General features: G+C 56.4%; 12 protein-coding genes and 1 tRNA gene. 11 read left to right on the top strand and 2 right to left on the bottom strand.

Annotated features, from left to right (window positions below; all coding sequences use genetic code 11):
- The first annotated feature begins 55 nt into the window (after positions 1–55).
- The 4 genes from dgcA to C7434_RS08180 all read left to right on the top strand — a co-directional run bounded on the left by dgcA (position 56) and on the right by C7434_RS08180 (position 6162).
- Complete coding sequence (dgcA, locus tag C7434_RS08195; protein WP_054687575.1) at positions 56–2119, top strand: dimethylglycine demethylation protein DgcA; 2064 nt, start codon at positions 56–58, stop codon at positions 2117–2119.
- A 65-nt stretch (positions 2120–2184) separates the two neighbouring features.
- Complete coding sequence (locus tag C7434_RS08190; RefSeq protein WP_133745342.1) at positions 2185–4143, top strand: (Fe-S)-binding protein; 1959 nt, start codon at positions 2185–2187, stop codon at positions 4141–4143.
- Entirely contained in the window at positions 4143–5381 is a 1239-nt protein-coding gene (locus C7434_RS08185; RefSeq protein WP_110268282.1) for an electron transfer flavoprotein subunit alpha/FixB family protein, read from the top strand. The genes C7434_RS08190 and C7434_RS08185 overlap by 1 nt, the downstream gene beginning before the upstream one ends.
- Positions 5371–6162 carry an electron transfer flavoprotein subunit beta gene (locus tag C7434_RS08180; protein ID WP_033740372.1) on the top strand — a complete coding sequence of 264 codons (792 nt, stop codon included), beginning with the start codon at positions 5371–5373 and terminating at the stop codon, positions 6160–6162. The genes C7434_RS08185 and C7434_RS08180 overlap by 11 nt, the downstream gene beginning before the upstream one ends.
- Before the next feature lie 48 nt (positions 6163–6210).
- Here C7434_RS08180 and C7434_RS08175 read toward each other — a convergent pair whose 3' ends face one another.
- Positions 6211–7476 carry an aromatic ring-hydroxylating dioxygenase subunit alpha gene (locus tag C7434_RS08175; RefSeq protein ID WP_110268283.1) on the bottom strand — a complete coding sequence of 422 codons (1266 nt, stop codon included), beginning with the start codon at positions 7474–7476 and terminating at the stop codon, positions 6211–6213.
- Between the two features lie 361 nt (positions 7477–7837).
- Here C7434_RS08175 and C7434_RS08170 point away from each other — a divergent pair, with 361 nt between their 5' ends.
- The gene (locus tag C7434_RS08170) at positions 7838–8965 is read left to right on the top strand and encodes a hybrid-cluster NAD(P)-dependent oxidoreductase (protein WP_110268332.1); all 1128 of its coding nucleotides are present in this window, start codon (positions 7838–7840) and stop codon (positions 8963–8965) included.
- Positions 8966–9255: 290 nt separating this feature from the next.
- Here C7434_RS08170 and C7434_RS08165 read toward each other — a convergent pair.
- Positions 9256–9331: transfer RNA gene (locus C7434_RS08165), tRNA-Asn, on the bottom strand.
- A gap of 503 nt (positions 9332–9834) precedes the next feature.
- Between C7434_RS08165 and C7434_RS08160 the strand changes: the two genes are divergently transcribed.
- From C7434_RS08160 to C7434_RS08135, 6 genes are all read left to right on the top strand, one after another.
- The gene (locus C7434_RS08160) at positions 9835–10758 is read left to right on the top strand and encodes a sugar ABC transporter substrate-binding protein (RefSeq protein ID WP_033740368.1); all 924 of its coding nucleotides are present in this window, start codon (positions 9835–9837) and stop codon (positions 10756–10758) included.
- Positions 10759–10789: 31 nt separating this feature from the next.
- Positions 10790–12274, top strand: coding sequence for a sugar ABC transporter ATP-binding protein (locus C7434_RS08155; RefSeq protein WP_133745341.1), 1485 nt, complete (start codon positions 10790–10792; stop codon positions 12272–12274).
- 14 nt (positions 12275–12288) lie between these two features.
- Entirely contained in the window at positions 12289–13323 is a 1035-nt protein-coding gene (locus C7434_RS08150) for an ABC transporter permease (RefSeq protein ID WP_006119662.1), read from the top strand.
- Between the two features lie 563 nt (positions 13324–13886).
- Positions 13887–14804, top strand: a complete 918-nt coding sequence (nac, locus tag C7434_RS08145) for a nitrogen assimilation transcriptional regulator NAC (RefSeq protein ID WP_006119661.1) — start codon at positions 13887–13889, stop codon at positions 14802–14804.
- Between the two features lie 203 nt (positions 14805–15007).
- Positions 15008–15967: an HTH-type transcriptional regulator Cbl gene (cbl, locus tag C7434_RS08140; protein WP_006119660.1), complete on the top strand. Its 960-nt coding sequence runs from the start codon at positions 15008–15010 to the stop codon at positions 15965–15967.
- 137 nt (positions 15968–16104) lie between these two features.
- Complete coding sequence (locus tag C7434_RS08135) at positions 16105–17562, top strand: NAD-dependent succinate-semialdehyde dehydrogenase (protein WP_133745340.1); 1458 nt, start codon at positions 16105–16107, stop codon at positions 17560–17562.
- Positions 17563–17646 lie beyond the last annotated feature (84 nt).

The raw sequence follows: 17646 nt of genomic DNA, 5'->3' as shown, positions 1-17646 counted from the left end.
CCTGAAGGAACCGCTGGCTGGCGGCGGGCTATCAGAATTACGTGAAGGTGAAGCTATGTCACAGTTTGATCTGCTGTTTGAGCCATTGAAAATAAATAAACTGACTATCCGCAACCGCATTGTCAGCACGGCCCATGCCGAGGTGTACGCCACGGATGGCGGAATGACCACCGATCGCTACGTGAAATACTATGAAGAGAAAGCGAAGGGAGGATGTGGCCTCTGTATCTGCGGCGGCTCAAGCGTGGTGTCCATCGACAGTCCGCAGAGCTGGTGGAGCTCGGTCAACCTGAGCACTGATCGTATCATTCCGCACTTTCAGAATCTGGCCGATGCCGTGCATCAGCACGGCGGCAAAATCATGATTCAGATTAGCCATATGGGTCGCCGTTCACGCTGGGATGGGGAAAACTGGCCGAATCTGATGTCGCCGTCCGGTATTCGTGAACCGGTGCACCGCGCCACCTGTAAAACGATCGAGGAAGAGGAGATCTGGCGCATCATTGGCGATTTCGCCAAAGCGGCGGTGCGGGCGAAAGCGGGCGGCCTGGATGGTGTCGAGTTATCGGCCGTGCATCAGCATATGATCGACCAGTTCTGGTCGCCGCGCGTCAATAAGCGCACGGATGAATGGGGTGGCAGCTTTGAAAAACGGATGCGTTTTGGCCTTGAAGTCCTGACTGCCGTGCGTGACGCGGTGGGGCCGGACTTTGTGGTGGGCATGCGCATCACCGGCGATGAGTTCCATCCGGACGGCCTCAGCCATGAGGACATGCGCCAGATTGCCGCGTACTACGATAAAACCGGCCTGGTCGATTATTTCGGTGTGGTCGGTTCCGGCTGTGACACCCACAACACGCTGGCTAACGTGATCCCCAACATGAGCTATCCGCCCGAGCCGTTCCTGCACCTGGCGGCAGGCATTAAAGAAGTGGTCTCGGTGCCGGTGATCCATGCGCAGAATATTAAAGATCCCAATCAGGCACAGCGCATTCTCGCCGCGGGCTATGTGGACTTTGTCGGCATGACGCGCGCCCACATCGCCGATCCGCACCTTATCGCCAAAATCAAAATGAATCAGGTAGACCAGATTCGTCAGTGCGTCGGGGCGAACTACTGTATCGACCGTCAGTATATGGGGCTGGATGTGCTGTGTATTCAGAACGCGGCCACCTCGCGCGAGTACATGGGGCTGCCGCATATCATTACCAAAACCGACGGCCCTGTGCGCAACGTCGTGGTCATCGGCGGCGGGCCTGGCGGTCTGGAAGCCGCTCGCGTGGCAGCCGAGCGCGGTCATAAGGTGACGCTGATCGAGCGCGCCAGTGAACTGGGCGGGCAGATCACCATTGCCGCCAAAGCGCCGCAGCGCGACCAGATGGCGGGGATTACGCGCTGGTTAGCGATGGAGCTGGCGCGCCTTAACGTTAACGTTATGACTGATACGACAGCGGATACGGCGATGATCCGGGACCTGAATCCGGATGTCTGCATCCTCGCTACGGGTGGACAACCTTTCCTTGAACAAAATCCGGAATGGGGCGCAGCCGACGGGAGGGTGGTCTCCAGCTGGGACATTCTCAACGGCGTGGTGGAGCCGGGCAAAAACGTACTGGTGTACGACGCCATTTGTGAATTCTCTGGTATGTCCGCCGCCGACTTCCTGGCGGCACGCGGCGCGTTAGTCGAACTGGTCACTGGCGACATCAAACCCGGCATTGGCATCGGCGGCACGACGTTCCCAACCTACTATCGCAGCCTGTATGAAAAAGCGGTCGTGATGACCGCTGATCTGGCGCTGGAGAAAGTGTATCGCGAAGGCGAGAAGCTGGTGGCGGTGCTGGAAAATGAGTATACCGGCCAGAAAGAGGAGCGGGTGGTCGATCAGATCGTGGTCGAGAACGGCACGCGTCCTGATGAGGCGCTGTACTACGCGCTGAAAGCCGAATCGCGCAACAACGGGCAGATTGATGTAGAGGCGCTGTTTGACATCAAACCGCAGCCGGTGTTGTCGCAGCCGGGCAGTGGCATGATCCTCTGGCGCCTGGGCGACTGCGTGTCGCAACGCAATGCCCACGCCGCGATTTACGATGCACTGCGTCTGTGTAAGGACCTGTAATTCGCCGTCGTTGACGTGCAGCCCGTGCGCTGCACATCGCAGAAATTGTCTGGTAAGGGCACATCATGGTACTCGATCGGTTACTTCCCTGGTTACTGCTTGGCGCAGTGATACTCGCCCTCATCGGTATGGTCAGGCGCATGCTGCTCTGGCGGCGCGGGCAACCTGAAAAGGTGGCCCTGCTGAGCGGTTTGCTGGCCATGCCACGGCGCTATCTGGTCGATCTGCATCATGTCGTGGCACGCGATAAATACATGTCGCGCACCCATGTGGCGACCGCAGGTGGCTTTGTCCTGTCAATGTTACTGATTCTGGCGGTTCACCTCTTTCGCATCAGCAACGTACTGGTCAATGGCGTACTGGCGGCCGCGCTGGTTGTCATGTTTACAGGCGCGCTGTTTGTCTGGTATCGCCGCCGGAATCCGCCCGCCCGGCTTTCGCGTGGCCCCTGGATGCGGCTGCCGAAAAGTCTGCTGGTGTTTGCGTTCACCTTCTTTATCACCACATTGCCGATCTCGGATCGGTTTGGCGAGGCCGGACGCTGGGCGCTGGCGCTGCTTCTGGTGGCGGGCATCATCTGGGGACTGGGTGAGATGGTGTTTGGCCTGGCCTGGGGCGGACCGATGAAACATGCCTTTGCGGGCGCACTGCATCTGGCTTTTCATCGCCGGCCGGAACGCTTTGGCGGCGGACGTTCAACCGGACTCAAAAGCGTCGATCTCAATGCGCCGACGCTGGGCGTCGAAAAACCGGCGGATTTTAGATGGAATCAACTGCTCGGATTTGACGCCTGCGTCCAGTGCGGTAAGTGCGAAGCAATGTGCCCGGCATTTGCGGCGGGTCAACCGCTAAACCCAAAAAAGCTGATTCAGGACATGGTGATCGGCATGGCAGGCGGCAACGATGCCCGTTTTGCGGGCAGCCCTTATCCCGGTGTACCCGTCGGTGAGGCCTGCGGCCAGCCGCATCAACCGATCGTCGGCGGGCTGATTAAAGAAGAGACGTTATGGTCCTGCACGACCTGCCGCGCCTGCGTTGAGGAGTGCCCGATGATGATCGAGCACGTTGATGCCATTGTCGATATGCGTCGTTTTATGACGCTGGAAAAGGGGCAAACACCAGGCAAGGGCGCGGCAGTGCTGGAAAACCTCAGTCTCACTGACAACCCGAACGGCTTTAATCCGCGCAGCCGTACGCACTGGGCGGCTGACCAGAACCTGCCGCTGATGCGCGACGTGAAACAGACCGACGTGCTGTTCTGGGTATCGGACGGCGCGTTTGATATGCGCAGTCAGCGTATCCTGCGCGCCTTCGTCAATATTCTTAAGGCCGCCAATGTGCGTTTTGCGGTGCTGGGCGATGAAGAACGGGACAGCGGCGACGTGGCGCGGCGGCTGGGCGATGACGCCACATTCCAGCGCCTGGCGAAAAGTAACATTGCGACGCTGCAACAGTATCGTTTTAACCGCATCGTCACCACCGATCCGCATGCCTTTCACTGTCTGAAGAATGAATATCCCGAACACTATCCGGCTGGCACGCAGCCCGACTACGAGGTGCTGCACCACACGACGTTCATCAACGAACTGGTTAAGGCACAGCTCCTGGACCTGAAGGATTACAAGGGCGGCAAGGTGACCTGGCACGATCCCTGTTATCTCGGCCGCTATAACGGTGAATATGCCGCTCCGCGCGAAGTGCTGGCGGAGCTGGGGATCACGCTGTCTGAAATGACCCGATCCGGCTTTCGTTCCCGCTGCTGCGGTGGCGGGGGCGGTGCGCCGGTGACGGATATTCCTGGTGAACGCCGTATCGCCGATATGCGCATGGAGGATGCCAGAGAGACCGGGGCGGAACTGATCGCTGTCGGTTGCCAGCAGTGTACCGCGATGCTGGAAGGCGTTGTCGGGCCACGTCCGGCGGTAAAAGACATCGCCGAACTGGTGGCTGAGGCGCTGAGCGAACCCAAAAAACCGCTGCCCGCGAAAATCCGCGACCGCCAAATTGCTGTGGAGGTTATCTGATGGAAACGATCATACGTCGCGATCCGCGCCTTGAGTGGATCAGCCGCAACCGCCTGCATCCCGACCATGCGGAGCGGTGTCAGCCGCCGCCGGAGAGCCGCGGCCCGTCAGGGTTGCTGCGCAAAAACCCACACGTCGTAGGCTTTACCGGCCCGACTGGCCTCAGGCGCATTGACCGCGAGAACGGTAATGCCTGCGTGCAGCTCGCCAGCCGGCGTCTGGCCGGGGCTGATCATCCGGTCGAACGGCCGCTTTATCGTGTGGAGCAGCCCGATTACTGCGTGGCCGTGGTGCTCGACATGTCCGGCGGACGCCTTACCCGCCACGATCGCGATATCCTGGGCCAGGCTCATCAGCTGATCCAGCATGCTGGTGGCGCTGGCGTGGTGATGGCCGTGGTGTTTGGCGAGCATCGTGAAGGGGACTTTGCGACGGCCGGTGTGGATCGCCTGCTGCATCTCAGCGGCGAGCACTATACCGGCTACCGCCCGGAGCAGCGCATTCATGCACTGATGGCGGTTGAAAAAGAGTGGGCACCGCGTTTCTGGCTGTTCCCGGACAGCGTCGCGGGCGGCTTCGAACTTGGCTGCCGGTTTGCCGCCCGCACGGGCGAACGGCCCGCAACCCAGGTCTGGCGCGTAACCGGGGAAACCTGCATCAGCCGTGCCGCAGGCGGCAGCGCGGATATTACCCGACCGCTTGCGCGCGTGATGTTGCTGGCGGAGGAGTGCGCCGAACCGATCGACGACACCCGGCATGAGGTCTTGCCGGTCAGCATCGGGCCATTGAGTATCCGGACAAAACGTATTGAGGACTGCGGCCTGATACCGGTCGATCCGGCTGCGGTGCCGCTGGGCGAAGCGGAATTCATTCTGTCGGCAGGTAATGGCATCGGCAACTGGGAACAGTTTCATGCCACGGCCGCGCTTCTCGGGGCCACCGAAGGCGCAAGCCGTGTCGTGGTGGACAGCGGTCATATGCCGCGTTTCCGTCAGGTAGGGGCCACTGGCACCTGGGTAACGGCACGGGTTTATGTGGCGGTGGGGATCTCCGGCGCGGTACAGCATTTACAGGGCATTGCGCAGTGTGACCGGGTGATTGCCATTAATACCGACCCCGGCTGTGATATGGTCAGCCGCGCCTCGCTCAGCGTGATTGCCGACAGTGATGAGGTTCTGGCAGCGCTGGCACGGCGGGTGCGTGACTGGCGCAAAGAGGAGTTACATCATGCAGCATAATGTGCAACACAGCGGCTGCCGTATCACCGCGCTGGTGTCGGTGGGCAGGCATCCGGAATCCGGACGCGCCCGTCGGGCGGAACAGGACGCCCGCGCGGTAGAGCTTGGGCTGACGCTAGCGCAGGACACCCTGGAAGTCCTGCATGCGGGCGATCCGCATGATGCGGCGCTGCGCAGCTATGCCGGAATGGGCGTGGAGGCGCTGCGCGTGCTCGCCATGGACGAACAGGGCGACGCGGTGGCGGTATTGAGCCATTACCTTAGTCAGGATCAGCCGGACGTGATCCTGACCGGCGGCCGGTCGGAGCGGGGTGAGTCGTCCGGTATGCTGCCTTTTCTGCTGGCGGAAGCGCTGGCGATGCCGGTGGTGGTCGGCGTGGCGGAAATCGTCAGCCTGAACGGCACCGATGCCGAAGTATTACAGGCACTGCCGCGGGGACAGCGCCGGTTGCTACGCATTGCGCTGCCGTTTATCGCCAGCGTCGACATGGCCGCCTGCGCACCGCGTCAGGTCGCCTTTGGTCCGGCAAGCCGGGCGACGATTATGGCGCAGCCGGGCATTGAGGTGCGGGATGCGGCAAGAGCGGAATGGCAGATTGCCCCGGCGGTCAAACGGCCGAAGCGTCTCAAAAAGATCAAAGCCAAAACGGCTGCTGACCGCTTTAAAGCGGCAACCGCCAAATCACAGAGCGACGGCGGAAAGGTTCTGCAAAATAAACCGGTAGAGGAAATGGCGCAGGCGGTCTTTGATCTGCTGCTGGAGGAGGGAGTGATTCGCTAGGGCAACGCTGATCCTGCCTGGCTTGATCCTCGCCAGGCAGGAATATCATCAGCCTTTCACGTTTTTGAGGATGGTTTCGCTGTACCAGTCGATAAAGTTAATCACGCCGAACTCATAGGTTTCCGAATAAGGGCCCGGTTGATAGCCGACAGAGTTAATCCCACGCTGGTTTTCTTCCCCCAGAACGCGATCCTGCTCATTGGTCGCATCCCAGACGGCACGCAGTTTCTCGGGATCAAAATCTTCACCCGCCACCGCGTCTTTATGCACAAACCATTTGGTGGTGACCATCGTTTCCTGCGCCGAGAGGGGCAACACGCGGAACACAATAAAGTGATCGCTCTGCATGTGGTTCCAGGAGTTCGGCAGGTGCAGGATGCGCATGGAACCCTGATCGTGACTCAAAAAGCGCCCCATGAGTCTGGTGCAGCCTTCGCGACCATCTATGGTCATCGCCTTCGTGCCCTCTTTCAGCGGCATCCGCACGATGCGGTTACGCAGGCCAAAGCTCTGGTGGCGATGGGGAATTCCCTGTTCGTCCCAGCGTGCGGCCTGTTTATTGTAGTAATCGTGGAAGCTCTGCGGCGCGCGCGGATCGTTGGTATCGTCCCACTCCAGCAGGCTGTTCAGCAGTTCAGGATGACTTCCGGCGCAGTGATAGCACTCGCGATTATTCTCCAGCACCAGTTTCCAGTTCGCTTTTTCGTACATGTGCGATTCTGCCGCCAGTTTGGTGTTTTCCACGTCATAGGGCGCCATGTATTCGTCCAGGGTGGCCAGAAAGGCGTCAAAGTCAGACTGTGGCGTCGCATCAGCCAGACAGACAAAAATAAAGCCGCCGGCGGTTTTGCAGTGCGCCTTTTTCAGCCCGTGCTGCTTCATATCAAATGCCTGATTCATTTCCGAGCCGGCAAATAACAGATTGCCTTTCAGGTCGTAGGTCCACTGATGATAGGGACACACCAGGTTCGCTACTTTGCCACGCTCTTTTGAGCAGAGTCGGGAGCCGCGATGACGGCAGGTATTATGAAAGGCGTTAATGTTACCTTCCGCGTCCCGCAAGACCAGCACCGGGTTCTGACCCACCTCAAGGGTGAAGTAGTCCCCTTTTTTCGGGATTTCACTGCTCATTCCCGCAAACAGCCACTCTTTCTGAAAGATCGCCTCCATATCAATGCGAAACAGAGTCGGGTCGTTATAAAGCGCCTGCGGCAGCGAGTAGTTGGGCTGACGCTTTTCGAGCAAATCGCGTATGCGGTCGTTCGCATCGACAAGGCTTGTACAGGTGATATTCAGCAGATCGTTATGGCTCATAGTGATCTTCCCGCGCGGTTAAGGAGAGTGTTTTGCGCCTTTCCAGGCGTAACAGGATGCCAACCACCCAAATTTTCCGTCAGGCCAGACGTTGATACACGCGTAACGGCTAAGGGTGACGTCCATGCTGCACGGGTTACGCGCACGCGAATGTTCTGCCAGCGACATCCATCCCCTCTGTTAAAGACGTGCGCGCGAAATTTCTTAGCGGGACGGTTTTTTTAAGCATTTCCGTGTCGCGAATAACTAAATGCTGAAACAGGGTTAAACGGAAAATCAGGCTTACCGGCTCAAAAGCCTGTTGCGATGTCGCCAGTCAGACAGGCAATTGAACTCTCCACTTCTGATGGGAATGAAACGTATGTCAGACCGAAATATCACCGTACTGAATACCAATGCTTTTGAGCCTGTCACAACACAAACCTGGACCAATGGCCGCCATGCGGTGCGCTGTGTGAAGGTGATACAGGAAACCCATGACGTGAAAACCTTCTGCTTTATGGCAGAGCAGCCGGTGATGTTCTTTTTCAAACCGGGGCAGTTTGTCACGCTGGAACTGCTGATCGAGAATGAAACGGTTTTCCGCTCCTATACCATCTCCAGTTCGCCCTCCGTGCCTTACAGCTTCTCCATTTCGGTAAAACAGGTGCCGGGCGGCGTGGTCTCGAACTGGTTACATGCCACACTGCGCGAGGGCATGAATCTGGCAGTACATGGTCCGGTAGGGCAGTTCAACTGCATCGACTATCCCAGCAACAAGGTGCTGTACCTCTCTGGCGGCGTGGGCATTACGCCCATGATGTCGATGGCGCGCTGGTATTTTGATACCAATGCGGATGTGGACATGGTGTTTGTGCACAGCGCACGAACGCCGGAAGACATTATTTTCCGACGCGATCTGGAAAACATGACGGCGCGCATCCCCAATTTCAGACTGAGCATTATCTGTGAGCGGTACGAATCGGGCCAGTGCTGGTCCGGCTTCAGCGGTTTCCTCAATTTGGCGATGCTGCAAATGATTGCTGCGGATTTCAAGGACCGCGAGATTTTCTGCTGTGGCCCGACGCCGTACATGCGTGCGATTAAAACGTTGTTACAGGAAGTCGGTTATGACATGACGCGCTATCACGAAGAGTCGTTTGGCGCCACACCAGAGGTCGTGCAGGAGCAGGTCGAACAGGAGGCCGAAGAGGCCGCTGAAATGGCCGACGCGCTGTGCAGTTCAGAACTGCTTAGCGTGGCATTCACCCAAAGCGACAAGAGCGTCAGAATCGCCCCCGGCGAAACCGTGCACGCCGCCGCGGCCAAACTGGGACTGCATATTCCAAAAGCGTGCGGCATGGGCATCTGCGGCACCTGTAAGGTGAAGTGCCTGGACGGCGACGTCGAGATGAACCACAACGGCGGCATCACCGATGAGGATGTGGAAGAGGGCTACATTCTGTCGTGCTGCAGCATTCCAAAGAACAATATCATCGTTGAATTTTAATGACGATCCGCATCGCCGTCTGGCGCACGCTCAGCGCGAGCACGTTTGCTGTGCAGTGCGCAACGGTGACGCAGCCTGAACAGGGGTAAAGCGCCGTTCACCGCAGCGGATAGACAGATACAGCGCCGGTGACAGGGCTTATTCTCCTTCTTGCTGGCCGTCCTCACTCTGCATCGACGCCTCACTCCCGCGTAAGGGCCGTCGAACGGGACATATGTCCTGCAAGCGTTCACAAAAGCGCACCAAACAAAAAGCCCGCTCAGGTTTCCCTGAGCGGGCTTTTCTCAATCTGGCTCCTCTGACTGGACTCGAACCAGTGACATACGGATTAACAGTCCGCCGTTCTACCGACTGAACTACAGAGGAATTGTTGGAACGGGGCGAATAGTAGCGGCGTCAGTACGGGATGTCAAAGCACTCTTTAACGGTTTGCGTTCAAGTGCGTGTAAAAGCAGCGCATTGGCGAAGAACTGACGCATTCGCTTGCTTTTCAAACTGCTAACAGGATCTCACTTTAAACCCATTTCCGGGTAGATGTTAGACGCATGTCAAATTTTTGTTATTTGACGATATCAAAACACTTGTTTCAGTGCTTTTATGATAAAAATTTCAAAAAAGTAATTTATGGAATAAATAAACTGTTTACGGCGACAAAATGGAATGTTCTGAGATGTGTCCGCGTCGCCTGTAGCGCATGTTTATGGAAATCATGAAGATAAGAAAAGTGGTGGGGGTATCAGAAAAGCGTCAACGTAGTCGTCTTACCTCAAATTTTCCATTAAAAACGCCAGCGAGGCGGTATGAATGTAAAAAATATTTTTCATTCAACAGGTCAGTCGCTAGCAAGTTAACAAATAAGAAGGGTCCCTATGAACATCAAAAAAACGATTGTTGCTTCACTGTTAGCCTGCATGTTGCCCGCCGCTGCGATGGCGAAAGATATTTCCGTGGGGGTTTCGATGGCGATGTTTGACGATAACTTCCTGACCATTGTGCGTAACGCTATACAAAATGAGATGAAAAAGGATGACGTAAAAGGCCAGATTGAAGATGCCAAAGGCGATGTCGCGCAGCAACTTCAGCAGGTACAAAACTTTATTGGTCAGGGCGTCGACGCCATTATTGTTAACCCGGTCGACACCGACGCGGTGAAACCGATTATCGATCAGGCATCTAAGGCGGGTGTGGCGCTGGTGTTCGTCAACCGCAAACCCCAGGCGCAGTTGGGTGACAAGATGGCGTTTGTGGGTTCTGACTCCGAACTGGCGGGCCGTCTGCAGATGGAAGCGCTGGCAAAAGCCATGAACGGAAAAGGTAACGTGGCTATTTTGCTGGGTGATTTGGCGAACGAATCCACCCGCGAGCGCACCAAAGGGGTGGAAGCGGTCGTGGCGAAATACCCGAATATTAAAGTGGTACAAAAGCAAACGGCGAAATTTAGCCGTAACGATGCGGTGGACGTCGTGAGTAACTGGATGACCGCCGGAGACGATATCAACGCCATCGCGTCAAACAACGACGAAATGGCCATCGGTGCCATTCAGGCGCTGGGTAAAAACGATAAACATATTCTGGTCGCTGGTGTCGATGGTACGCCCGATGCGCTGCAAATGATTAAGAACGGCAAAATGGTCGCCAGCGTGTTCCAGGACGCAAAAGGACAGGGTGAAGGCGCCGTTCAAACGGCGGTTAAGCTCGTCAAAGGTGAGAAAGTGCAAAAGATCGTCGATATCCCGTTCCAGCTGATCACCAAAGACAACTACACCAAATACACCAGCATGAACCAAAAATAAACGTCCTGAACCTGTGGAACGGAGGTGATGTATGACCGCGTTTGCGCTTGAAGCCGAAGGCATCAGCAAGTTCTTTCCGGGCGTGAAGGCACTGGATAATGTGTCGTTACGTGTGCGTCCGGGAACGGTACATGCGTTGATGGGTGAAAATGGCGCGGGCAAATCCACTTTAATGAAATGCCTGATCGGGATGTACCGTCCCGATCAGGGCTCCATTAAAATTAAAGGGGAGCCAGTGCAGTTCAGGGACACCATGGATGCGTTACGTTCCGGTATTTCCATGATTCATCAGGAACTCAACCTGGTGCCGCATATGACCGTCGCAGAGAATATCTGGCTGGGACGGGAGCCGGTGAAGTTTGGTTTTGTCGATCACGCCCGACTGAATGAAGAAACCCAGCAGTTGTTAAGCCGCCTGAACATCAGACTGAAAGCCGATCGGCTGGTGGGCGAACTCAGTATTGCGTCACAGCAGATGGTGGAGATCGCCAAAGCGGTGTCCTGGAACTCGGACATTGTGATCATGGACGAGCCCACCTCCGCCCTGACGGAAACCGAGGTCGCCCATCTGTTTACCATCATTCGTGATCTGCGCGAGCAGGGCAAAGCCATCGTTTATATCAGTCACAAAATGGATGAGATCTTCGCCATTACGGATGAAATCAGCGTGTTTCGCGATGGCAGTTGGGTGGGTAGCGACAGTACCAGCGCATTCACGCGTCAGTCGCTGATTACCAAAATGGTCGGACGTGAGCTGACGCAGCTGTTCCCGAAATTCAATAATGCGATTGGGGAAGAGGTGCTCACCGTTCGTCATCTGAGTTGTCAGGACCGCTTTTCCGACGTCAGCTTTGGCGTGCGCCGTGGGGAAATTCTCGGTGTGGCGGGTCTGGTCGGTGCCGGACGCAGTGAAGTGATGGAAAGCCTGTTTGGCATGGTGCCTTTCGACAGCGGCGAAATCCTGATTGATGGTGTGCCGGTCGATATTGATTCGCCGTCGGTCGCCATCGAAAAAGGAATGGCGTTTCTGACAGAAGATCGCAAGAAGTCCGGGTTGTTTTTGGTGTTGTCGGTGTTAGAGAACATGAGCATCGTCAACATGCCTGAATACAGCGGTAAAGGCGGTTTTGTCAGTCATGTGAAAATGGCTCAGGACTGCATGGATCAGATCCGCCGTCTGAATATCAAAACCCCCACCATGGACCAAATCATTAATAACCTGAGCGGAGGGAATCAGCAGAAAGTCCTGATTGCCCGCTGGCTGCTGGCTCAACCCAAAATCCTGATTCTTGATGAGCCGACCCGTGGAATTGACGTCGGGGCGAAAGCAGAGATTTACCGTTTGATCAGTGAACTGGCCAACCGTGGAGTTGCCATCATTATGGTGTCGTCAGAGCTGCCGGAAATTCTGGGCATGAGTGACCGTATCATGGTGATGCATGGTGGGCGCATTACCGGCATCCTCGATAAAGACGAGGCCGATCAGGAAACTATTTTGTCGTTAGCATCCGAATGAGGCGCGAAACCACGATGAGTAATATGAAAGCAACGGCCACGCAGGCTCCTCAGCATCAACCCTCTTTTTTTGCGCATTTACGTCAGAAACTGCCAAAAGATACCGGCATTTTTGTCGTGATGGTCGGCATTGCGTTAATTTTCGAAATGTTTGGCTGGTATGTGCGCGATCAGTCTTTTTTGATGAACACCAATCGTCTGATTCTTATCGTCCTGCAGGTTGCCATTATCGGCATCATTGCTGTGGGCGTGACCCAGGTCATTATTACCACCGGTATCGATCTGTCCTCCGGGTCGGTTATCGCGCTCACTGCCGTGGTAGCCGCCAGTCTGGCGCAAACTTCAGATACACTGACCCCGATGTTTCCGTCACTGGTGAACATGCCCGCGGTGGTGCCGATTGGGGCCGGCATTGGGGTAGGGTTATTGTGCGGTCTGATTAACGGCGTATTAATTACCCGTACCGGTATTCCCCCGTTTATTGCCACGCTGGGCATGATGGTGTCGGCCCGTGGACTGGCACAGTATTACACCCAGGGTAACCCTATCAGTTTCCTCTCTGACGGGTTCACCTCGATTGGCCAGGGCGCAATGCCGGTCATTATCTTCCTGGTGGTTGCGCTGGTGTTCCACATTGCACTGAAACATACCCGCTACGGCAAATACGTGTACGCCATCGGCGGTAATATGACCTCGGCCAAAGTGTCCGGTATCAACGTCAATAAATACCTGATTATTGTCTATACCATCGCAGGCGCGTTGTCCGGCCTGGCGGGCGTGGTACTGGCGGCGCGCGTCAGTAGCGGCCAGTCGAGCATGGGCGTGGGCTATGAGCTGGATGCGATTGCCGCGGCGGTTATCGGCGGCAGCAGCCTGATGGGCGGCGTAGGGCGCATTACCGGCACGCTGATAGGCGCGGTGATACTAGGTCTGATTAAAAGCGGCTTTACGTTTGTCGGGGTAGATGCGTACATCCAGGATATCATCAAAGGCATCATCATCGTCGCCGCAGTGACCATCGATATGCGACGCAACCGTGCCAAACGCTGAATACGCTGCCGCCTTGGCGCTGTAGCGGCGCTGGCGGCAGGCGCTTATCCCGGTTACATCGTTCACCCTGTGCCCGGGACTAAGCGCCACCGCCGCCTTGCTACATCACACATGCGTTTGCGTCGTCCCGTTTCGGTTATTCCTTTTAACTAATGCGTCTTTGCACGTCTGCCGGGCCGTGATAACGCCGCCCCGGCGGTCTGCTAAACCTGTTACGTTTCCCGCCTTTTACGGATAAACCCTGCCCCGGAGAGGTGGGGGGATTTCCCGGTCATCAAGCCTCATCCTCGATGAAGATTGCCTGTTAACCATCCCTGCACGCTGGTCTGTCATGTTGCGCACTATTGCGGTGCAGGGCGACATGAATGGGAAAAGCAGGTCTGGCAGTCGTCGGGGATTACCTCTTTAGAGGTAACAGGAAACGCTTTTTTATCCGACTGTTAGAAAAATTTTCAAAGATATTTTGCAAACTGAATAAACCTGGTCTGCATCTTGCAATTCCCTCTTATGCAGGCTGGTGAGTAGCGACCAGCCAGACACCTTGACGTAGCGACGGAGGCAAGATGAACTTAAGACGGCTGAAATACTTTGTGAAAATCGTCGATATCGGTAGCCTGACACAGGCAGCAGAAGTGCTGCATATTGCTCAGCCTGCATTGAGCCAGCAGGTTGCTACGCTGGAAGGCGAGCTGGAACAGCAGCTTCTGAACCGGACCAAACGCGGCGTCACACCGACCGAAGCCGGTAAACTGCTTTACAGCCATGCACGCGTCATTCTGCGGCAGTGTGAGCTGGCCCAGTCTGCGGTGATGAATGCCGGTCAGGTGGTGGAGGGGCAGGTGTCAATCGGGCTGGCACCGGGCACGGCGGCATCCGCGTTAACTATGCCGCTTCTGCAAACCGTACGGGAACAGTACCCGGATATCATGATTTACCTGCATGAAAACAGCAGCAGTGCGTTGAATGACAACATCATCAGCGGGCAACTGGATATGGCGGTGCTGTATGACCGCGCCCCCACGGCGGGCATCAACAGCGTGCCCCTGCTGAAAGAAGATCTCTATCTGGTCGGCGCAACCGCCTGCCCTGGCGCCAACGTCGATCTGGCCGAGGTAGCCCAGATGAGCCTGTTTCTGCCGCGTGATTACAGCGCCGTGCGCCAGCGGGTTGATGAGGCTTTCTCACTGCGCCGCCTGAGCGCGCGCATTATTGGCGAGATCGAATCGCTTTCGACGCTCACCGCCGCAATATCCAGCGGGATGGGCGTGACCGTGTTGCCTGAATCGGCGGCCAGAGCGCTGGTTGGTTCAACCCAGGCCTGGATGGCGCGGATCACCAGCCCGACCATCAGCCTGCCGCTGTCACTGAATCTTTCGCACCGCTTGCCATTATCGCCACCCGCACAGGCCGTTAAAAATATTCTGCTGTCGCTGCTCAACAAGCCACTGACTGAAAAACGCGAACTCACGCTGGTCAGCTAAACACAACGTTCTGTTTATCCCTCTCAAGCAGGGCGCGTAAAACCGCGCCGCTGCCTTTTCTCCTCTTCCAGGCTGTCCTCTCTGTGCGTCCTGCCGCCTTCTATATGCTTCAAACGCATAAATAAATCTTTTTTATTATTTCAGGTTATCGATAAGCGTTTTTATTATCGAATGATCAGATTGCGTAAAGAGAGGTAAATATTTTGAATTTCCAGCAACTTAAAATTATTCGCGAAGCCGCGCGGCGGGAGTTCAACCTCACGGAGGTCGCCAGCACGCTGTTTACCTCGCAATCAGGCGTCAGCCGTCATATTCGCGATCTGGAGGATGAGCTTGGCGTCGAAATTTTTGTCCGCCGTGGCAAGCGCCTGCTTGGTATGACGGAGCCGGGCAAGGCGCTGCTTACCATCGCCGAACGCATTCTCGATGAAGCCGGTAAAGTGCGTCGCCTGGCCGATGTCTTCACGAACGAATCCAGCGGCATTCTCTCTATCGCCACCACACACACGCAGGCCCGGTACAGCCTGCCGCCGGTCATCAAGTCCTTTCGCCAGCTTTATCCTAATGTCCGGCTTGAACTTAATCAGGGATCGCCGCAGGAAATTGTGAATATGCTACTGGCCGGTGAGGTGGATGTCGGGATTGCCAGTGAAATGCTGGCGAATAATAACAGCCTGGCCGCGTTTCCCTGGTTCAGCTGGCATCATGCACTGTTGGTCCCGCGCGATCATGAACTGGCACAACAGCAGCCGGTCTCACTGAATGCTCTCAGTCAGCATCCGTTAATTACCTACCGGCAGGGCATTACCGGCCGCTCCCGGGTGGACAGCGCGTTTCAGCGCGCCGGCTTAAAGCCGGATATCGTGCTCAGCGCTCAGGATTCCGATGTGGTGCGCACCTATGTCAAACTCGGGCTGGGCGTCGGTATTCTGGCCGATCAGGCCTGTGAAAAAGAGCCGGGCGGAGAGCTGGTCCGGCTGGATGCCACTCACCTGTTCGACGCCAACACCGTCTGGCTGGGCCTGAAACGGGGACAACTGCAGCGCAATTACGTCTGGCAGTTCCTTGAGCTGTGTAACGCGAATCTGTCGCTTGAAGAAATTAAAGCGCAGGCGCTCTCTACGGCAGGCGATGATGAGCCCGTAATCGACTTTCAAATCTGACTCCGCGTTGCGCCCTGACGGCATAAAATTTTTTTTCGGCCGTCATTCGCCATAGCGAACGCTTTCTGGCTGCCAATAACAACATCCTGCGCTTCCCCCAACCGATAAAGTGAAGAGAACTGAAAAAGGGGGATGCGATGTCACGTATACAACTGAAAGATCACACACTACTGCGCCAGCAGGCGCTGTTTGCCGGTGAATGGCAACACGGTTATCAGGGCGCAACGCTCGCCGTTAACGATCCGGCTACGGGCGAAACGCTGGCTAGCGTACCGGCGTTAGGTCGCCAGGAAACGGAGGCGGCAATTGCCTGTGCCGAATCGGTCCGCCATGCATGGGCGACAACCCCCAATGCCACCCGTGCGGCGCTGCTGGAAAAATGGCATCAGCTTATTCTTGATAACGCTGACGATCTGGCCATCATCATGACGGCCGAACAGGGCAAGCCGCTGGCGGAGGCGCGCGGTGAAGTGCTCTACGGTGCCAGTTTTGTGAAATGGTTTGCGGAAGAAGCGCGTCGGATTTATGGCGACACCATTCCCGCCCCAACGACCGACCGGCGCATTATTGTCCTGAAACAACCGGTTGGCGTCGCGGCAGCGATTACGCCCTGGAATTTCCCCATCGCAATGATTACCCGCAAAGTCGCACCGGCACTGGCGGCAGGCTGCCCGATTATCGTTAAACCGTCTGACCTGACGCCGCTGTCTGCACTGGCACTGGCCGTGCTGGCCGAGCGCGCGGGTTTCCCGGCAGGCGTTTTACAGATGCTCACCGGCATGCCGACAGACATCGGCGCCGCGCTGACCGAAAGCCGTCTGGTGCGTAAAATCTCGTTCACCGGCTCAACGCGCGTGGGCCAGCTGCTGATGAAGCAGTGCGCTGACAGCATTAAACGCCTGAGTCTGGAGCTGGGCGGCAACGCGCCGCTTATTGTCTTTGACGACGCGGATATTGAGATTGCCGTCGCGGGCGTGATGACCAGCAAATTCCGTAATGCGGGACAAACCTGTGTGTGTGCCAACCGTATTCTGGTGCAGCGTAACATCTATGAACGCTTTGCCGCCCGACTGCTGGACGCGGTGGCGACCCTGAAGGTCGGAGATGGTTTTGCCCCTGGCAGCACTATCGGGCCGTTGATCAATACCTCCGCGGTGGAGAAGGTCAACGGGCACATTGATGATGCGCTGCAAAAAGGCGCAACCCTGTTGACCGGTGGCATCAGCAACGGCCCCGGTACGTGGGTGCAGCCCACCGTGCTGGGACAGGTCACGAGTGAGATGCGCATCGCGCAGGAAGAAACCTTTGGACCGGTGGCTCCGCTGTTTATCTTTGATGATGAAGAACAGGCGCTGGCGATGGCAAATGACACACCCTTTGGCCTCGGCGCTTACTTCTTTACTGAAAATATCCGTCGAGCCTGGCGCGTGGCGGAAGCGCTGGAGTTTGGCATGGTCGGTTTTAATACCGGCGTCATTTCGCTGGAAGTCGCGCCGTTTGGCGGCGTGAAATTATCCGGGATAGGTCGCGAAGGGTCGCGATATGGCATTGATGAATATCTGGAGCAAAAAACATTTCACATGGGCAGCCTCTAATTTAACTTTTAATTTCTGATATTCCTCGCCAGCATGAACGTTATGCTGGCGTTTTTTTTGTGCGCCAGATCGACGTTTTATCCG

This window comes from Pantoea sp. PNA 14-12 (genome assembly GCF_004364735.1).
Lineage (GTDB): Bacteria > Pseudomonadota > Gammaproteobacteria > Enterobacterales > Enterobacteriaceae > Pantoea > Pantoea stewartii.
This window is presented reverse-complemented; position numbering and strand designations above follow the sequence as displayed.

Excerpts from the sequence above, each read along its gene's own strand:
- C7434_RS08150 (WP_006119662.1), top strand. The coding sequence starts at position 12,289 with ATGAGTAATATGAAAGCAACGGCCACGCAGGCTCCTCAGCATCAACCC.
- C7434_RS08170 (WP_110268332.1), top strand. The coding sequence starts at position 7,838 with ATGTCAGACCGAAATATCACCGTACTGAATACCAATGCTTTTGAGCCT.
- C7434_RS08175 (WP_110268283.1), bottom strand. The coding sequence starts at position 7,476 with ATGAGCCATAACGATCTGCTGAATATCACCTGTACAAGCCTTGTCGAT.
- C7434_RS08155 (WP_133745341.1), top strand. The coding sequence starts at position 10,790 with ATGACCGCGTTTGCGCTTGAAGCCGAAGGCATCAGCAAGTTCTTTCCG.
- C7434_RS08160 (WP_033740368.1), top strand. The coding sequence starts at position 9,835 with ATGAACATCAAAAAAACGATTGTTGCTTCACTGTTAGCCTGCATGTTG.
- C7434_RS08180 (WP_033740372.1), top strand. The coding sequence starts at position 5,371 with ATGCAGCATAATGTGCAACACAGCGGCTGCCGTATCACCGCGCTGGTG.
- dgcA (WP_054687575.1), top strand. The coding sequence starts at position 56 with ATGTCACAGTTTGATCTGCTGTTTGAGCCATTGAAAATAAATAAACTG.
- C7434_RS08190 (WP_133745342.1), top strand. The coding sequence starts at position 2,185 with ATGGTACTCGATCGGTTACTTCCCTGGTTACTGCTTGGCGCAGTGATA.
- C7434_RS08135 (WP_133745340.1), top strand. The coding sequence starts at position 16,105 with ATGTCACGTATACAACTGAAAGATCACACACTACTGCGCCAGCAGGCG.
- nac (WP_006119661.1), top strand. The coding sequence starts at position 13,887 with ATGAACTTAAGACGGCTGAAATACTTTGTGAAAATCGTCGATATCGGT.
- C7434_RS08185 (WP_110268282.1), top strand. The coding sequence starts at position 4,143 with ATGGAAACGATCATACGTCGCGATCCGCGCCTTGAGTGGATCAGCCGC.